The following is a 19,258-nucleotide window of genomic DNA, read 5'->3' as shown; positions in this document are numbered from 1 at the left end:
CCTTGCCTTTCTTCGAGCGGGTCATCGAGGATGAGGGGGTACGGCTAGCCGCACCCCCCACGGTGCGGGTAGCCGTACCCATGACGTTCATCAAGGGGGAGATGTGGAAGCGCCTCTTGCGGCAGACCGACTGCGCAGACTCACGCACGGCCACTCGGTTCCCGGCGCGCAGCTGACCATCCACCGGGCCGGGGAAAGCCTGTCCGTGGCCACGGGTGTGACGCGCGCCGGAACCACCCGGCCGGTGACTGCGGACACCGCTTTCGCCCTGGGTTCGGTGACCAAGGCATTCACGGCGACCGTCGCCGCGCAGCTCGTCGCCCAGGGAGATCTCGAATGGGACGAACCGGTCGCCGAATATCTGGCGGAGTTCGACGGGGCGGAGGACGACCGGTTTTCCGCCGTCACCCTGAGACACCTTCTCAGTCACACCGCCGGACTGGTCGCCGACCATGAACTCGACGACGCACGAGAATCGTCCCTGGCGCGCTACACGGCAAGCGTCGCGACCACGTCACCCCTGCACGAACCCGGTCACTGCTTCTCGTATTCGAACACCGGCTACAACGTCGTCGGACGGGTCATCGAGACCGCCGGTGACATGAAATGGCAGGCGGTCGTGGAGAACTTCCTCTTACGACCGCTCGGCATCGACCCGGTGTTCCTGAGCGGCGGCTTCGCCGCGGGCCTGCGCACCCTCGCCGACGGCCACGCCGTACGGTCCGGCCGTGAACGCACCGCGCACCCCGTCGACCCGTACGTACCGGCCGGCTGGGCACCGGCGAGCGGCCTCGCCGCGAGCGCCGACGACCTGGTCGCACTCGCCGCCCTGCACCTGGGCACCCACCCCGGCGCCGACACCCTTCTCCCGGCCACGGACCGTGCCGAGATGGCGGCCCGGGACCCCCTCGCCGACGCCTTCGGCATGGCCGACGGCTGGGGTCTCGGCCTCGCCCACTACACCTCCCCCGACGGCACCTGGCTCGGACATGACGGCACCGCCGACGGCGGCACCGCCCACCTGCGCTTCCACCCGGCCACCGGCACCGCCGTCGCGTTGACCACCAACGCGACCACCGGCACCCTGCTGTGGGCCGACCTCGTCGACACGCTGCGGGAGCACGGCATACCCGTGGGCGACCACCGTCCCGCGGTTTCCACCGCGCCCCCCGTGACGACGGGGCCCGACCGATTCACCGGTGACTATCGCAACGGCGACACGCGATTCGCCGTCCGCACCCGCGGCGACGGCTCCGCCCTGCGCCTGACCGACGCCACCGGACTCACCGCCGACCTCGCCCTCCACGGCGACCTGACCTTCACCGCCCGGCGCACGGACACCGACACCGCCCCCTACACGGGCCGGTTCGTCACCGCACCCGCCACCGGCGATGTGATCCTCATGCAACTCGGCGGACGCTCCGCCCGGCGGACGCCGGCCGCGTAACCCCGCCTCGCCCGCCGCGGAACCGCCCCGGCCGCACGTCACCACGCTGCGGTCAGCGCCGCGACGGCCCCTCTCCCCCGTCTTCTTTCGATCGTCCGGCTTCCTCGCCCCTGCCCTGGCCCACCCATGCCCGGAAGCCGCCCTTCTCTGGAGGTACACACGTGGCTCGCGCCGACGTGCCGGTGAACCCGGCAGTCCCCGACCGGATCGAGTTCTGGCGGGCCCGACTGGACGGCGTCCCGCCCCTGGAGCTCCCGGCCGACCGGCCCCGAGCGGTCGTCCGCGCGACCACCACCGCCCCGCACACCCGCGAACTGCCCGGCTCCGCCGCCCGGGCCGTGACGGAGCTGGCCGAGCGCCACGCCACCGGCCGCACGACCGTGCTCGCGGCCGCCGTCACCGCCCTGCTCTCCCGCTACTCCGGGCAGGAGGACATCGCCCTCGGCTCCATCTCACCGCGCACCGGCAACACCGTCGTCGTACGCACCGACGTCGACGCCTCGGCGCCCTTCAGCGTCCTGCTGCGCGACACCCGCCGCGCACTGGACGACGCCCTCGCCCACGACCTCCCCTTCGCCGACCTCGTCGACGCGCTGTCCCCCGCGCGGGACACCAGCATCACCCCGTACGTCCAGGCCATGGTCGCCGATCTCGACGAACTCGCCCCGGCCCAGCACGACTTCGACCCGCTGGACCTGTCCTTCGAGATCTCCGCCGACGAGCGGCTCCTGCGGGTCCGGCACAGCACCGCCCTGTTCGACGAGGCCACGGCGGCCCGCCTCGCGGGCCATCTGGCGGTCCTGCTGACCGGCGCCGCCGAACGACCCGACCTGCCCCTGACCACGTTGCCCCTGCTCACCGACGGGGAGTTCGAGCAGGTCGTCCGCGTGTGGAACGACACCGCCCGCGAGGTGCCGGCCGGCACCTTCCCCGAGTTGTACGCCGCCCAGGTCGCCGCCCGCCCCGACGCCGTCGCCGTCATCGACGAGAACGGCTCCGTCACCTACCGCGAACTGGACGAGCGGGCCAACCGCATCGCCCACCATCTGACGGCACTGGGCGCCGGGCGCGACCACCTGGTCGGCCTGTGCGTCGAGCGGACCGCCGCCATGGCCGCCGGCCTGCTCGGCATCATGAAGGCCGGCGCCGCCTATCTGCCGCTCGACCCGTCGTACCCGGCCGACCGGCTCGCCTACATGCTCCGGGATTCCGGTGCCCGTCTCGTGGTGACCCAGCGTGAGCTGCGTGACCGGCTGCCCGACACGGACGCCACCCTCGTCGACCTCACCGACGACCGGGCCGTCCTCGACACTCACCCGGTCGGCGCCCCCGAGACCGCGGTCGCCCCCGACGACCTCGCGTACGCCATCTACACCTCGGGCTCCACCGGCCGGCCCAAGGGCGTCCTCGTCTCCCACCGCGGCATCGGCAACCTGGCGGCCGTGCAGGCCCACGCCTTCGACGTGGCCCCCGGCAGCCGGGTCCTGCAGTTCGCCTCAGCCAGCTTCGACGCGGCCTTCTGGGAGGTCTGCATGGGCCTGCTGACCGGTGCCGCGCTGGTCATGGGTTCCAAGGAGACCCTCGCCCCCGGCGAGCCGCTCGCGTCCTACGCCGCCGAGCACGGTGTCACCCATGCCACCCTGACCCCGGCCACCGTCGCCGTGCTCCCCGAGGGCCGCGGGCTGCCCGCCGACGCCACCCTCGTCGTCGCCGGCGAGGCCAGCACCGCCGACCTGGTCGGCCGCTGGTCCCGCGGCCGGCGCATGGTCAACGCCTACGGACCGACCGAGACGACCGTCTGCGCCACCATGAGCGCTCCGCTCGGCGGCGCGACCGTCCCGCCCATCGGCAGGCCCATCGCCAACTTCCGTGTGTACGTCCTCGACGACGCCCTGCGCCCGGTCCCCGCGGGTGTGCGCGGCGAGCTGTACATCGCGGGCGTCGGACTGGCCCGCGGCTACCACGGGCGGCCCGGCCTCACCGCTGAGCGCTTCGTCGCCAACCCGTACGGCGAGCCCGGGGAGCGCATGTACCGCTCCGGCGACGTGGCGCGCTGGAACACCGACGGCACCCTGGAGTACCTGGGCCGCGCCGACGACCAGGTCAAGGTGCGCGGCTTCCGCATCGAACTGGGCGAGATCGAGAGCACCCTCGCGCTCCACCCCGACGTCGCCCAGGCCGTGGTCGTCACCCACAACACCAACCTGCTGGCCTACGTCTCGCCGTCCGGAGCGCGCCGCCCGTCCGCCGGGGAGCTGCGCGCCCACCTCGCCGAAGGCCTGCCCGACCACATGGTGCCGTCGGCCGTCGTGGTGCTCGACACCCTGCCGCTGACTCCGAACGGCAAGGTCGACCGCAAGGCCCTGCCCGCACCGGCTTCCGTCCAGGAGAGCGCCGGCGCGGACCGGACCGCTCCGCGCGACGCCGTCGAGGAGACACTCGCCGGCGTCTGGCGCGAGGTGCTCGGCGTCGAGGGCATCGGCGTCCACGACGACTTCTTCGCCCTGGGCGGCAACTCCATCCTCGCCGTCCGGGCCGTCTCCCGGATGCGCGCCGCGCTCGGCACCACCCTGCCGCCGCGCATCCTCTTCGACACCCCGACCATCGCCGGTCTCGTCGCCTCCCTCACCCCCGACGAGGCCGCCGAGGACCCGGCCATCCCCGTCACCCCGCGCGAGGGCGCCCTGCCCATGTCGTACGGGCAGCAACGCCTCTGGTTCCTGGCGGACTTCGACCCCGGCAGCACCGAGTACCACACGGCGACGGGGCTGCGCCTCACCGGCAGCCTCGACACCGCCGCGCTGCGGGCCGCCGTACAGGACCTGACGGACCGGCACGAGTCGCTGCGCACCACGTTCGGTGTCGTCGGCGGACGCGGCGTCCAGGTGGTCCACCCGCGGCTCGCCCCCGAGTGGCGCGCCGAGGACCTGACCGGCCTCGCGGAGCGGCCGCGCGAGGAGCGGCTCCGGGACCTCGTCCGCACGGAGACGAACCGCCCGTACGACCTGACGGCCGGGCCCCTGGTCCGTGTGCTGCTCGCGCGTCTCGCCGAGGACGAGCACGTGTGTGTCCTGGGGATGCACCACATCGTCACGGACGGCTGGTCCATGGGCGTGGTCACCCGCGAACTGGGCGAGCTGTACACCGCCCGTGTCGAGGGCCGCGAGCCCCGCCTGCCCGAAGTCACCGTCCAGTACCCGGACTTCGCCGCGTGGCAGCGCGGCCGTATCGAGGACGGCGGACTCCTCGACCGGCAGCTCGACTGGTGGCGCGGCCGTCTCGACGGCATCACCCCGCTCGAACTGCCCACCGACCGGCCGCGGCCGCCCGTGCGCTCCTCGGCGGGCGCCGAGTACACCTTCCGCGTTCCCGACGGCACCACCACCGCCCTGCGGGAGCTCGCCCAGCGGCACGGCGCGACCCTGTTCATGGCCCTGACCGCCGCGGTGAAGACCGTCTTCGCCCGCTGGTCGGGCCAGGAGGACATCGCCGTCGGCACCGCCTCCGCCGGCCGCGACCACCGGGGCACGGAGCACCTCGTCGGCTTCCTGGTCAACACGGTGGTCCTGCGCTCCCGCGTCGACCCCGAGATGTCGTACGCGCGGCTCCTGGCGGGCCTCAAGGAGACCGTCCTGGAGGCGTTCGCCCATCAGGACGTGCCCTTCGAGCGTCTGGTGGACGTCTCCGGCGCCACCCGTGACACCAGCCGCACCCCGCTCGTCCAGGCCATGGTGGTCCTGCAGAACGCGCCGTCCGAGCCCGTGCGCATGCCCGGTCTGCGCACCGCCGGGCACCCGGTGCCCCGGGAGGCCGCGCCGTTCGACCTGACCGTCGAGTTCTTCGAGACCGGCGACGGCCTGACCGCCCGGGTGGGTTACGGCACGGCCCTGTTCGACGAGGCGACCATCGCCCGTTTCGCCGGGCACCTGACGACGCTGCTGAGCGCCGCCACCGCCGAGCCCGACCGGCCCCTCGCCACCCTGCCGATGCTGACGGAGGCCGAGTACGAGCAGGTCGTCACCGGCTGGAACGGCCCGGTGCGCCCCGCGTTGACCGGCTCGTTCCCCGAGCTGGTCGCGGCATCCGCGCGGCGCCGGCCGGACGCGCCCGCCGTGGAGGACACCCACACCCACCTCACGTACCGGGAGCTGGACGAGCGGGCCAACCGGCTCGCCCACCACCTCGTGTCCCTCGGCGCCGGTCCCGGCACGTTCGTCGGGCTGTGTCTCGAGCGGGGCGTGGAGACGGTCGTCGGCCTCCTCGGCATCATGAAGGCCGGCGCCGCCTACCTGCCGCTCGACCCCGGCTACCCGGCCGACCGGCTCGCCTTCATGCTCCGGGACTCCGGTGCCGGCCTCGTCGTCACCCGCACCGAGCTGGTGCGGCGGCTGCCGGACACCGGCGCCCGGATCGTGGATCTCGCCCGGGAGGGCGACGCGCTCGCCGCACTGCCCGCCACGGCGCCCGAGCCCGGCCCGCGCCCCGACGACCTCGCCTACGTCATCTACACGTCGGGCTCCACCGGTACCCCCAAGGGTGTCCTCGTCCCGCACAGCGGCATCGGCAATCTGGCCTCGGCCGAGATCGAGCGGCTGGGGGTCGACGAGGACAGCCGGGTCCTGCAGTTCGCCTCGTCGTCCTTCGACGGCGCCGTCATGGAGGTCCTGATGGCCCTCCCCGCGGGCGCCACGCTCGTCATGCCGCCGCACGGTCCGCTCGTCGGCGAGGCGCTGCAGACCTTCCTGCGGGAGCGCCGCATCACCCATACGCTGCTGGCGCCCTCCGCCGTGGCCACCCTGACGCCCGAAGGCCTCGACGGGCTGCGCACCTTGGTCGTCGGCGGCGAGGCCAGCACCGGCGACCTGGTGTCCCGCTGGGCACCCGGCCGGCGGATGGTCAACGCGTACGGCCCGACCGAGTCGACCGTCGTCGCGACCATGAGCGCGCCGCTCACCGGCGGGGCCGTGCCCCCGATCGGGACGCCGCTGCCCAACACGCGGGTACGGCTGCTCGACGCGGCTCTCCGGCCGGTGCCCGTCGGTGTGCCGGGCGAGCTGTACATCGCCGGCCCTCACCTGGCGCGCGGTTACCACGGGCGGCCGGGCCTGACCGCGGAACGGTTCACGGCCGACCCCCACGGTGAGCCGGGCGACCGGATGTACCGCTCGGGCGACGTGGCCCGGTGGCGGGCGGACGGCAGCCTGGAGTACCTGGGCCGCGCCGACGACCAGGTGAAGCTGCGCGGCTTCCGCATCGAGCTGGGCGAGATCGAGACAGCGCTGGGCCGTCACCCGGAGGTGCGCGACGCGGTGGTCGTCGTCCATCGCGACGAGGCAGGTCGCGGGCGCCTGGTCGCCTACCTGGTGGCCGACCGCGACCTGTCCCCCGGCGAGCTGCGCTCTCACCTGTCGGGTTCGCTGCCCGACTACATGGTGCCCGCCCTCTACGTGCCCCTCCAGCAACTCCCCCTGACCCCCAGCGGCAAGGTCGACCGCCGCGCCCTGCCCGCCCCCGACCCCACCACCACACACACCCACACCGACCACACCCCACCCCGCAACCCCACCGAGGAAACCCTCACCACCATCTGGACCGACATCCTCGGCAACGAACACATCGGCATCCACGACAACTTCTTCGACCTCGGCGGCGACTCCATCCTCGCCATCCAAACCGTCTCCCGCGCCCGCCGGCACGGCCTCCACCTCACCTCCCGCCTCCTCTTCCTCCACCAGACCATCGCCTCCCTCGCCACCCACGTCACCACCACCGAGAAGGCCTCCGCGGACACACCCACCCAAGTATCGGGACGGGTCGAACTCACCCCCATCCAGGACTGGTTCTTCGCCGAACACACCGTCGACCCCGGCCACTACGGCATGTCCCTGCAGGTGGAGCTGGCCCCGGACACCGACACGGGGCTGCTGGAGCGGGCACTCGGCGCGGTCGTCGCCCACCACGACGCGCTGCGCATGCGCTACGCCCGGGACGGCGGCACCTGGATCCAGGAGTACGGCGACACCGACGCCACAGCGCTGCGGCTGACCGTACGGGACCTGTCCGCGGTGGCCGCCGAGGAGCGGGACGCGGAACTGCACGAGGCGGCCCTCGCCGCGCAGCGCTCCCTCGACCTGGAGAGCGGCACCCTGGTCAAGGGCGTGTTCTTCCGCCTGGGCCCGTCGCGGCTGCCGCGTCTGTTCCTGGCGGTGCACCACCTGGTGATGGACGGGGTGTCGTGGCGGATCGTCCTGGAGGACCTGTCCACCGCCTACACGCAGCTCGCCGGCGGACGCCCGGCCGACCTGGGCCACAAGACCAGCAGCTACCAGCGGTGGGCGGACCGCCTGACCGCACACGTCCGCTCCGGCGCCCTCGACCACGAGCTCGACCACTGGAAGGAGACGGCCGCCGCCGTTCGCCCGCTGCCGCGTGACGGGCAGGGGGGCGACGGGGCCGACACCTTCGGCCGGGCGGCGGTGACGTCCGTCCGGCTCGACCGTGCCGAGACGCGGGCGCTGCTGCACCGGGTCCCCGCCGCGTACCGCACGCAGATCAACGACGTGCTGCTCACCGCGCTCGGCCGGGTCCTGCGCGACTGGGCGGGCGAGCCGGTGACCATCGCCCTCGAAGGACACGGCCGCGAGGAGCTCTTCGACGACGTCGATCTGTCCCGCACCGTCGGCTGGTTCACCACCATCCACCCGGTCACGCTGGACGTGCCGGACGGCGACTGGGAGCAGGCCCTGAAGTCGACGAAGGAACGGCTGCGGGCCGTCCCGGGACGCGGCATCGGGTACGGGGCGCTGCGTCACCTCTCCGAGCCGGGCAGCCCCGCGCGGGCCGCCCTCGCGACCGCCCCGCAGCCCGAGATCAGCTTCAACTACCTCGGTCAGTGGGACGGCGCCACCAGCGACGACGGCCTGGTGCGGGCCCGCCTGGCCGCGCTCGGCGCCGACCAGGCGCCCGAGCAGCCCCGGCCGCACCTCATCGACGTCGTGGCCGCCACCGGAGACGGCGAACTGCGCGTCGACTGGATCCACGCGCCCGACGTGCACCGCACCACCACCGTGCGGCGCCTCGCGGACGCGTTCCTCACCGCGCTGCGCGAAGTGGTGGAGCACTGCCTGCGACCGGGCAACGGCGGGGCGACCCCGTCCGACTTCCCGCTCGCCGGCCTCGACCAGGCGGCCGTGGACCGGATCGCCGGTGACGGCCGGGACGTCGAGGACATCTTCCCGCTCACCCCCATGCAGAGCGGCATGCTCTTCCACACCCTCTCCGACCCCGGCGCCTACGCCGAGCAGATGTCCTTCGAGCTCGACGGCGTCACCGACCCCGCACTGCTCGCCCGCGCCTGGCAGACCGTCGCCGACCACACCGGCATGCTGCGCACGGCGCTGGAGTGGCGGGACGTGCCGCGACCGCTGATGGTCGTCCGCCGCAGGGCCGAGCTGCCCGTCACCCACCTCGACTGGCGCGCCCTGCCCGCCGCCGAGCGGGACGAGGCCGTGCGCCGTCTCCTCGCCGAGGACCGCGCCCGGCCGGTCGATCTGACCGGCGCTCCGCTGATGCGGCTCACCCTGGTCCGGCTGACGGACACGTCGGTGCGGCTGGTGTGCGCCTTCCACCACGTCCTGCTCGACGGCTGGTCCACGTTCGACCTGCTCACGCAGACCTACCGGGTGTACGCGGACCTGGTTGCCGGCCGGGAGCCCGCGCTGCCCGCCCGTCGGCCGTTCGGCGCGTACGTGGAGTGGCTGGAGCGGCAGGACCTGGCGAAGGCCGAGAGGTACTGGCGGGACACCCTCGCCGGTTTCGGCGCGCCGACCCCGCTGCCCGCCGTACGGCACAGCGCGCCCGGCCACCGCACGAGGTCCACCGCCCGGATCGCGCGCCGTCTGTCGCCGGAGGCCTCCCGCGAGCTGTTCGCCTTCGCCCGGAGTCACCGGCTCACCGTGAACACCGTGCTCCAGGGCGCCTGGACGCTGTTGCTCGCCCGGCACGCCGGGGTGGACGACGTCGTGTTCGGCGCCACCGTCTCGGGCCGCCCGGCCGACCTGCCCGGCGCGGAGTCGATGATCGGCATGCTGATCAACACCCTGCCGGTGCGGGTCCGCGTCGACGAGGCCGCGCCGGTGGCCGACTGGCTGGCCGAGGTGCAGCGGGCGCAGGTGGAGGCCCGCCAGTACGAGTACGTGCCGCTGCCGCTCGTCCAGGCGTGCGGTGAAGTGGAGCGCGGCGCGGACCTGTTCCGCACTTTGGTGGTCTTCGAGAACTACCCGATGGACGACGAGGCCGCCGCCGCGCACGGGCTGCGTGTCCGCGGCCTGACCGGCACCGAGGCGACCAACTACCCGCTGAACCTCATCGCCTACGGCGGTGACGAGCTGGCCTACACCCTCGCCTACGACGCCGAGTTGTACGACACGGACACGGCGGCCCGGCTCTGCGGCCACCTGGAGGCGCTGCTGACCGCGCTTCCCGTCGCCGGCCAGGACTTGCCGGTGGCCGCGCTGCCGATGCTCGGGGCGGCCGAGGCCGAACTGACCGTACACACCTGGAACGACACCTCCCGCGCCCTGCCCGAGACGTCGCTTCCCGAGCTGTTCGCCGTCCGGGCCGCTGAGCGCCCCGACGCCGTCGCCCTGACGTACGGGGACGAGGAGGTGACCTACCGGGAGCTGGACGAGCGGGCCAACCGGCTCGCCCACCACCTCGTGTCCCTGGGCGCGGGCCCGGGCACGTTCGTCGGCCTGCTCCTGGAGCGCGGCGCGAACGCGGTCACCGCGCTGCTCGCCGTCCTGAAGGCCGGTGCCGCGTACCTGCCACTGGACCCCGGCTACCCGGCCCGTCGGCTCACCCACATGATCGGTGACGCCGGGGCGGAGCTCCTGGTCACCGAGGAGGGGACGCGCGACCGGCTCCCGGCCGGTGCGGCCCGGGCCGTGGACCTGGACCGGGACGCCTCGGCGGTGGCCGCGTGGCCCGCGACGGCGCCGTCCGCGTCCCCGGCCTGCGACGACGTCGCGTACGTGATGTACACCTCCGGCTCGACCGGCACCCCGAAGGGCGTGCTCACCCCGCACCGGGCCGTGGTCCGGCTGGTGCACGAGGCTCCGTACACGGACGTCGGACCGGGTGACACGGTCGCCCAGTTCGCCTCCCTGTCCTTCGACGCGTCGACGTTCGAGATCTGGGCGGCCCTGTTGCGCGGGGCGCGACTGGCCGTGCATCCGCAGGGGCTTCCGGCGACGGCGGAGCTGGGCCGGTTCCTCAAGGAGCACGGTGTCACGCATCTGTGGCTCACCGCGGGCCTGTTCCACCAGGTCACCGACGACGACATCGGCGTGTTCTCGGGGCTGCGGCAGCTCGTCGCGGGTGGTGACCGGCTCTCGCCCGAGCACTGCGTGCGCGTCCTGCACGCCCACCCCGCGCTGCGGCTCACCAACGGCTACGGCCCCACCGAGGCCACCACGTTCACCACCACCCACGATGTGCACCGCTCCCCGGGCGACGGCTCCGTGCCGCTGGGCCGTCCCCTGCCCAACACCCGTGTGTACGTGCTGAGCGAGGGGCTCACCCCGGTGCCGGTCGGCGTGCCGGGCGAGCTGTACATCGCCGGCGACGGTCTGGCCCACGGCTACCTCGGGCGGCCGGGGCCGACGGCGGAGCGGTTCGTCGCCGCCCCCTTCGGCGCCCCCGGTACCCGGATGTACCGCTCCGGGGACCTGGTGGCGTGGCGGGCCGACGGCACGCTGGAGTTCCTCGGCCGCGCCGACGGCCAGGTCAAGATCCGCGGGTTCCGGGTCGAGACCGGCGAGGTCGAGGCCGTGCTCGTGACGCATCCGGCGGTCGGGGACGCGGCCGTCGTCGCGCACCCGGACCCGGGGCCGGGCCGTACCGTCCTCGTGGGCCATGTCGTCCCCGTCGCGGGGGCACCGGTGCCCACGGCCGCCGAGCTGCGCGCCCATCTGGCGTCGTCGCTGCCCGAGCACATGATCCCGGCACTGTTCACCACGCTGGACGCCCTGCCACTGACCGCCAACGGCAAGGTCGACCGCAGGGCACTCCCGGCCCCGGAACACGGTCTCGCCACCGGCACGGAGTACCAGGCACCGGCCACTCCCACCGAGGAGCTCATCGCCGAGGTGTGGCAGGAGCTGCTGGGGGCCGAACGGGTCGGGTCCAGGGACGACTTCTTCGACCTCGGCGGCGATTCCCTGCTCGCCCTGCGCACGGTGTCGCGGATCAACGCCCTGTTCGGCACCGCGATGTCACCGCGCGCGCTGTTCGACGGGCCGACGGTCGCCGAGACCGCGGCCGGCGTCGAGGAGCTGATCCTGGCCGAGCTGGAAGCGGCCGCCGACAGTTCCTGACCGCGCCGCCCCCGTTTCTCCCCTCACCGCACCTCCACCCTCCACCCTCCGATCTCCACCCCGAGAGGTTCCCTCGTGTCCAACCCCTTCGAGAAGTCCGACCGTTCGTACGACGTCCTCGTCAACGAGGAGGGCCAGCACTCGCTGTGGCCCACCGGCACGGCCGTCCCGGCCGGCTGGGAGACGGTCCTCGCCGACCGGCCCCGCGAGGAGTGCCTCGCCTACGTCGAGGCGAACTGGACCGACATGCGGCCGCGCCGGCTGCGTTCCACCACCGCCTGAGCCCCGGCCACCCCGTACCCGCCCACCGCAGCCACTGACGGCGCGGGGGCGGGACGGGCCTGCCTCCTTCTCGACCCGCCGACCAGCAACTCCCTGGGGGATTCCGCCACATGAACACGCCGTCCTCTCGCGCTGACCGGACAGCCGCTCTCCCCGAACGACTGCGCGAGGCCCTCGCCCGGCGGCTGGCCGGCCAGGGCGGGGCCGCCACCGGCACCGCCGCGCCTCTGGTCCCGGCGGTGTCCCGCGAGAGCGATCTGCGGCTCTCCTTCGGCCAGCAACGCCTGTGGTTCCTGGAGGACTTCGCGCCCGGTGGCGCCGACTACCACTCGGCACTGCCCGTGCGGATCAGCGGGCCCCTCGACACGGAGGCGCTGCGCAGCGCCGTCCGGGACCTGGTCGCCCGTCACGAGGCGCTGCGGACGACGTTCGACGCCCGGGACGGCCGGGGCGTGCAGATCGTCCACGATCACCTCGACCCCGACTGGGTGACCGCCGACGCCGCCGACGAGGAGGAGGCGCGGGACGCCGTGCGGGCGGAGATGACCCGCCCGTACGACCTGCGCAACGGCCCGCTCGTCCGCGTGCTCCTGGTACGCCTCGCCGCCGACGAACACATCTGCGTCCTCGGCATGCACCACATCGTCACGGACGGCTGGTCCATGGGCATCGTCACCCGCGAACTGACCGAGCTGTACACCGCCCACACCCACAACCGCCGACCCAGCCTCCCCGAAGTCACCGTCCAATACCCCGACTTCGCCGCATGGCAACGCACCCGCCTCGAAGACGACGGCCTGCTCGACGAACACCTCCACTGGTGGCGCGAACAACTCCACGGCATCACCCCCCTCGACCTCCCCACCGACCGGCCACGACCCCCCGTACGCTCCTCCACCGGCGCGGTGCACGGCTTCGACCTGCCCGCCGAAACGGTGGCGGGGCTGAAGGACCTGGCCCGCGAGCGGAACGCGACGTTGTTCATGGTGCTGACGGCCGCGGTGAAGGCGGTCTTCGCCCGCTGGTCCGGCCAGGAGGACATCGCGCTCGGCACGTCGTCCGCCGCGCGTGGGCACCGGGAGCTCGAGCAGCTGGTCGGCTTCCTCGTGAACACCGTCGTCCTGCGTACCCGCGTCGAGCAGGACTCGACGTTCGCGGAGCTGCTGGGCCGCGTCCGGGACACCGTCCTCGACGCGTTCGCCCATGAGGACGTCCCGTTCGACAAGCTCGTCGAGACGCTCCAACCCGAGCGCGATCCGAGCCGCACCGCGCTCGTGCAGGCCATGGTCGTCCTGCAGAACGCCCCGGCCGATTCCCTGGCCCTGTCCGGCGCGACGGTCTCTGCGTACCCGCTGGAGCGCGACGCCTCCCTGTTCGACCTCACCTTCGAGTTCGAGGAACGGGACGGGCGACTGCGCGGCCTGGTCGAGTACAGCACGGAACTCTTCGACGAGCGTACGATCGCCCGGCTGGCCGGGCAGCTCGGCGTGCTCCTGGCCGGTGCGGTGGCCGACCCGGACCGGCCCGTGGCGGCGATGCCCCTGCTCACCGACGCGGAACGCCGTCAGGTCACCGTGGAGTGGAACGCCACGGAACTGCCGGTGGGCGATGGCCCCTTGATCCACGAGCGGATGGCGGCGCAGGCCGCCCGCACCCCGGACGCGGTCGCCGTGGTCGCCGAGGACGCCACGCTGACCCACCGGGAGCTGGACGAACGGGCCAACCGGCTCGCCCACCACCTCGTGTCCCTCGGCGCCGGGCCCGGCTCCCTGGTGGGTCTCAGTCTGGAGCGCGGTTCCGCCATGGCGGTCGGGCTGCTCGGCATCCTGCGGGCGGGCGCCGCGTACGTGCCGCTCGACCCGGGCTTCCCGGCCGATCGCCTCGCGTACATGCTGGCGGACTCGGGGGCCCGGATCGTCGTCAGCCAGTCAGCGGTGCGCGACCGCCTGCCCGCCGGCGACGGCCTGCGGATCGTCGACGTGGAGGCGGAGCGGGACACCATCGACCGGCTGCCCGGCACCGCGCCGCGCACCGCCGTCACCGCCGGGGACCTGGCCTATGTCATCTACACCTCCGGATCGACCGGCGAGCCCAAGGGCGTCGCCGTCGAGCACCGCAATGTCCGGCACATCCTCAGCGCCTGGGCCGAGCGGTACGACCTGGAGGAGATGCGGCCGCGCTTCCTGTCGGTGTCCAGCCTCTCCGTCGACCTGTTCTTCGCCGACCTCATCCGTTCCGTCCCCTTCGGCGGGGCCCTGATCATCGCGTCGAAGGACGTCACCACCGAACCGTCGGCGCTGCTCGACCTGATCGCCGAGACGGACGCCACCGGCCTGGAGATCGTCCCCTCGCTCCTCAACGCCGTGCTGGAGGAGGTCGAGCGGCGCGGTGGGGTGTTCCCGCCGCTGCGGCTGATCTCGGTCGGTTCGGAGGGGTGGCGGGTCGAGGACTGCCGCGCCCTGCTCCGCCGCATCCGTCACGACTGCGTCGTCGTCAACGCCTACGGCGGCACCGAGGCGACCGTCGACTCGACGGTCTTCACCCCGGACGAGGAGAGCCTGCGCGGCCGCGTGTACGTGCCGATCGGCCGCCCGCTGCCCAACACCCGGGTCTATGTGCTCGACGCGCACGGCAGTCTCGTCCCGCCGGGTGTGCCGGGCGAGATCTGGATCGGCGGCGCCGGTGTGGCGCGCGGTTACCACGGGCGGGCGGAGCTCACCGCCCAGCGGTTCGTGGAGAGCCCCTTCGTGCCGGGCGACCGGCTGTACCGCACCGGTGACCGGGCGCGCTGGCTGGCCTCGGAGGATCTGGAGTTCCTGGGCCGGGCCGACGACCAGGTCAAGATCCGGGGTTTCCGTATCGAGCTGGGCGAGGTGGAGAGCGCGCTGCTGACCCACCCGGACGTGTGTGACGCGGTGGTGCTGGCCTGGCAGGACGACAGCGGCCGGCGGCGACTCGTGGCGTACGTGGTGACCGAGGGTGCCGACGCCGGTGCCCGGGTGTCCGAGCTGCGCTCCCATCTGTCGGGTTCGCTGCCCGACTACATGGTGCCCGCCCTCTACGTGCCCCTCCAGCAACTGCCCCTGACCCCCAGCGGCAAGGTCGACCGCCGCGCCCTGCCCGCCCCCGACCCCACCACCACCACCACCACACACACCCACACCGACCACACCCCGCCCCGCAACCCCACCGAGGAAACCCTCACCACCATCTGGACCGACGTCCTCGGCAACGAACACATCGGCATCCACGACAACTTCTTCGACCTCGGCGGCGACAGCATCCTCGCCATCCAAACCGTCTCCCGCGCCCGCCGGCACGGCCTCCACCTCACCTCCCGCCTCCTCTTCCTCCACCAGACCATCGCCTCCCTCGCCACCCACGTCACCACCACCGAGAAAGCCTCCACGGACACACCCACCGAAGTGTCAGGACGGGTCGAACTCACCCCCATCCAGAGCTGGTTCCTCGACGAGCACACCGTCGACCCGGACCACTACGCCATGTCCGCCCACCTGGAGCTGGCTCCCGGTACGGACGCCACACTGCTGGAGGGGGCGCTCGGCGCGGTCGTCGCCCACCACGACGCGCTGCGCATGCGCTACGCCCGGGACGGCGGCACCTGGATCCAGGAGTACGGCGACCATTCGTCCGGCCTCCTCACGGTCCGCGACATCGCCGACGTCGAGAACACGGAAGAGGTGCTGAACAGCGCGGCCCTGCAAGCGCAGCGCGCCCTCGACCTGGAGAGCGGCGCCCTGGTGAAGGGTGTGCTGTTCCGTTTCGGCGACGGCGCCGCGCCGCGGCTGTTCCTCGCCGTCCACCACATCGTCATGGACGGGGTGTCGTGGCGGATCGTCCTGGAGGACCTGTCCACCGCCTACACGCAGCTCGCCGGCGGACGCCCGGCCGACCTGGGCCACAAGACCAGCAGCTACCAGCAGTGGGCGGACCGCCTGACCGCACACGTCCGCTCCGGCGCCCTCGACCACGAGCTCGACCACTGGCGCTCAGTCGATCCCGGAGGAGCGCCCGCGCTGCCCGTGGACCACCCCGGCGGCCGCAATGTGACGGCCGCCGAGCAGAGCGTCGAGGTGCGCCTCGGCCGCGAGGAGACCGGGGCGCTGCTGCACCGCCTCCCCTCGGTGTACCGCACACAGATCAACGACGTGCTCGTCACCGCGCTGGGCCGCGTCCTGGCCGACTGGACAGGCACCGGCCGGCTGGTCCTGGGACTGGAGGGGCATGGCCGCGAGGAACTGTTCGACGACGTGGACCTGTCGCGCACGGTCGGCTGGTTCACCACCCACTTCCCCGTCGCCCTGACGCTTCCCGACGGGCGCGACTGGGGCGAGTCCCTCAAGTCCGTCAAGGAGCAACTGCGGGCTGTGCCGGGCCGCGGTCTCGGCTACGACGCGCTCCGCTTCCTGTCCCCGCCGGGCACGCCGGGCCACGAGCTGCGCGCGGACCGGCTCCCGCCCATCAGTTTCAACTATCTCGGTCAGTGGGACGGCACGACGGCGCGTGACGGGCTGGTCCGCGACCGCCTGCCCGTCCTCGGCCAGGACCACGCGGCGGACGAGCCCCGCCCGTACCTCCTCGATGTCGTCGGCATGGTCGAGGACGGCAGCCTCGGCTTCACGTGGATCTTCTCCGGTGAGGTCTTCGACCGGTCGACGGTGGAGCGGGTGGCCGGTGAGTATGTGGCCGCGCTGCGTGCCCTGGTGGAGCACTGCCAGGACCCGGCGAGTGGCGGGGCGACCCCGTCCGACTTCCCGCTCGCCGGTCTCGACCAGGCGGCCGTGGACCGGATCGCCGGTGACGGCCGGGACGTCGAGGACATCTTCCCGCTCACCCCCATGCAGAGCGGCATGCTCTTCCACACGCTCTCCGAGCCCGGGACCGGCGCGTACTTCGAGCAGATGAGCTTCGTCCTCGACGGTGTCACCGACCCCGCCCTGCTGGAGCGGGCCTGGCGGCACGTCACGGACCACCTGGAGGTCCTGCGGGGTGCCGTCGCGTGGGAGGGCGTGGACCGCCCGCTCATGGTGGTGCGCCGGCACGTGGACACACCGGTCGTCCATGTCGACTGGCGCGGACTGAGCTCCGCCGAGCAGGGCGAGGAGCTGGAGCGATATCTGGCGGACGACCGGGAACGCGGCATCGACCTGTCGGTGGCCCCGCTGGCGAGGATCGCCGTCGCGCGTACCTCGGACACGTCCGTACGGGTGGTGCGCACCTCTCACCACGTGCTGCTGGACGGCTGGAGCACGTTCCAGATGCTCGACGATCTGACCACCGCGTACCGGGCGCTGGCCGCCGGTGAGGAACCGCTGCTGCCGGTACGGCGCCCGTTCAGCGCTTACGTGGAGTGGCTGGAGGGGCAGGACCTGTCCGATGCGGAGGCCTACTGGCGGACGCTGCTGGACGGGTTCACCGATCCCACGGCACTGCCGTACGACCGGCGTCCCGCCGCGAGCCACCGTGCGCAGTCCACGGAGCGGATGGTGACGCGGCTCCGATCGGACGTCTCGCGACGCCTGTACGCGTTCGCCCGGAGTCATCGGCTCACCGTGAACGCGGTGGTGCAGGGCGCCTGGGCGCTGCTGCTGTCCCGGTACGCCGGGGAGCGGGACGTGGTGTTCGGCGCCACCGTGTCGGGTCGTCCGGCCGATCTGCCGGGTGTGGACTCCATGGTGGGCATGCTCATCAACACCCTGCCGGTGCGCGTGGCCGTCGACGGTGACGCACCGGTCGCCGAATGGCTGGCCCGTGTGCAGCAGGCGCAGGTCGAGGCGCGCCAGTACGAGTACGTGCCGTTGCCCCGCATCCAGGGATGGAGCCGTGTCGAACGCGGCACGAACCTCTTCGAGAGCCTGGTGGCGTTCGAGAACTTCCCCGTGGACGGCGACACCGGCCCGTCCGACGGCGTGCGGCTGCACGGCCTGGAGGGTGCCGATGTCACCAACTTCCCGTTGAACCTGATCGCCTACGCGGGAGACGAGCTGGCGTACGCCCTCGCCTATGATCCCGATCTGTTCGACGCCGACACGGTCGAGCGGATGGCCGCGCATCTGAACGCCCTGCTCACCGGCATGGTGGACCACCCCGGCCGGGCGGTTTCCGCGTTGCCGATGCTCGCCCCGGGTGAGCGGGAGCGGCTGCTGCACGACTGGGCGGTGACCCCCGGCGTCGCGCCCTGGGACGGCACCATCCACGACCAGGTCACCGCACGCGCGCAGGCCACACCGAACGCCGTCGCCGTCTCCTGCGCCGGCGAGCACATGACCTACCGCGAACTGGATCAGGCAGCCAACCGCCTCGCCCACCATCTCGCCTCGCTCGGCGCCGGACCAGGACACCTGATCGCCCTGTCCGTCGAACGCGGCACCCAGATGGCAGTCGGCCTGCTCGGCATCCTCAAATCCGGTGCGGCCTACGTCCCCCTGGACCCCGCCTACCCGGCCGACCGACTCGCCTACATGCTCGAAGACTCCCAGGCCACGATCCTGGTCACCCACCGCGGACTCAACGGCAACCTGCCCACCGACGACATCCACATCGTCGACATCGACGCCGAGCACGGCATTCTGTCCGGGCTGCCGAGCACACCTCCCAGGTCAGACGTATCGGCTTCGGACCTGGCGTACGTCATCTACACCTCCGGATCGACCGGCCGACCCAAGGGCGTGGCCGTCGAGCACCACAACGTCCTGCACCTGATGGCCAACTCCCAGGATCTCTACGGGTTCAGGCCGGACGACGTGTGGACGGTCTTCCACTCCTACGCCTTCGACTTCTCCGTCTGGGAACTGTGGGGCGCCCTCATGAACGGCGGCCGAGCCGTCATCGTCCCCCACGACACGGCACGCAACCCCGACGCCATGTGGAAACTCATGCGGCAGGAGAGGGTCACGGTGCTCGACCAGACCCCGTCGATGTTCCGCGAGTTGGTGGAGCACGCGGCGGAGGCGGGCGAAGAGCGGCTTCCCTCGCTGCGCTGGGTGATCTTCGGTGGTGAAGCCCTCGAACCCAAGCACGTACGGACCTGGTTCGAACACTACGACACCCCCACCACCCGCCTGGTCAACATGTACGGCATCACCGAAACCACCGTCCACGTCACCTACCAGGACATCACCACCCACCACCT

4 protein-coding genes are annotated in these 19,258 nt (G+C 72.7%); all 4 read left to right on the top strand.

Annotated elements, in window-relative coordinates:
- The first annotated feature begins 103 nt into the window (after positions 1-103).
- On the top strand, positions 104-1,447 hold the full coding sequence (locus ACFZDE_RS23690) for a serine hydrolase (protein ID WP_391202641.1): 1,344 nt from the start codon (positions 104-106) through the stop codon (positions 1,445-1,447).
- A gap of 161 nt (positions 1,448-1,608) precedes the next feature.
- Positions 1,609-11,823: an amino acid adenylation domain-containing protein gene (locus tag ACFZDE_RS23685; RefSeq protein ID WP_391202638.1), complete on the top strand. Its 10,215-nt coding sequence runs from the start codon at positions 1,609-1,611 to the stop codon at positions 11,821-11,823.
- Positions 11,824-11,898: 75 nt separating this feature from the next.
- Positions 11,899-12,105 (top strand): MbtH family NRPS accessory protein, encoded by a 207-nt coding sequence (locus ACFZDE_RS23680; protein WP_391202635.1) that lies wholly within the window; start codon positions 11,899-11,901, stop codon positions 12,103-12,105.
- 110 nt (positions 12,106-12,215) lie between these two features.
- On the top strand, positions 12,216-19,258 hold a 7,043-nt coding region (locus ACFZDE_RS23675; RefSeq protein WP_391202632.1), incomplete at its 3' end, for an amino acid adenylation domain-containing protein.

It is taken from the genome of Streptomyces sp. NPDC007929 (assembly GCF_042959065.1).
Taxonomy (GTDB): domain Bacteria; phylum Actinomycetota; class Actinomycetes; order Streptomycetales; family Streptomycetaceae; genus Streptomyces.
Note: the sequence above shows the minus strand (reverse complement) of the source record. Positions and strands in the feature narration are given on the sequence as shown.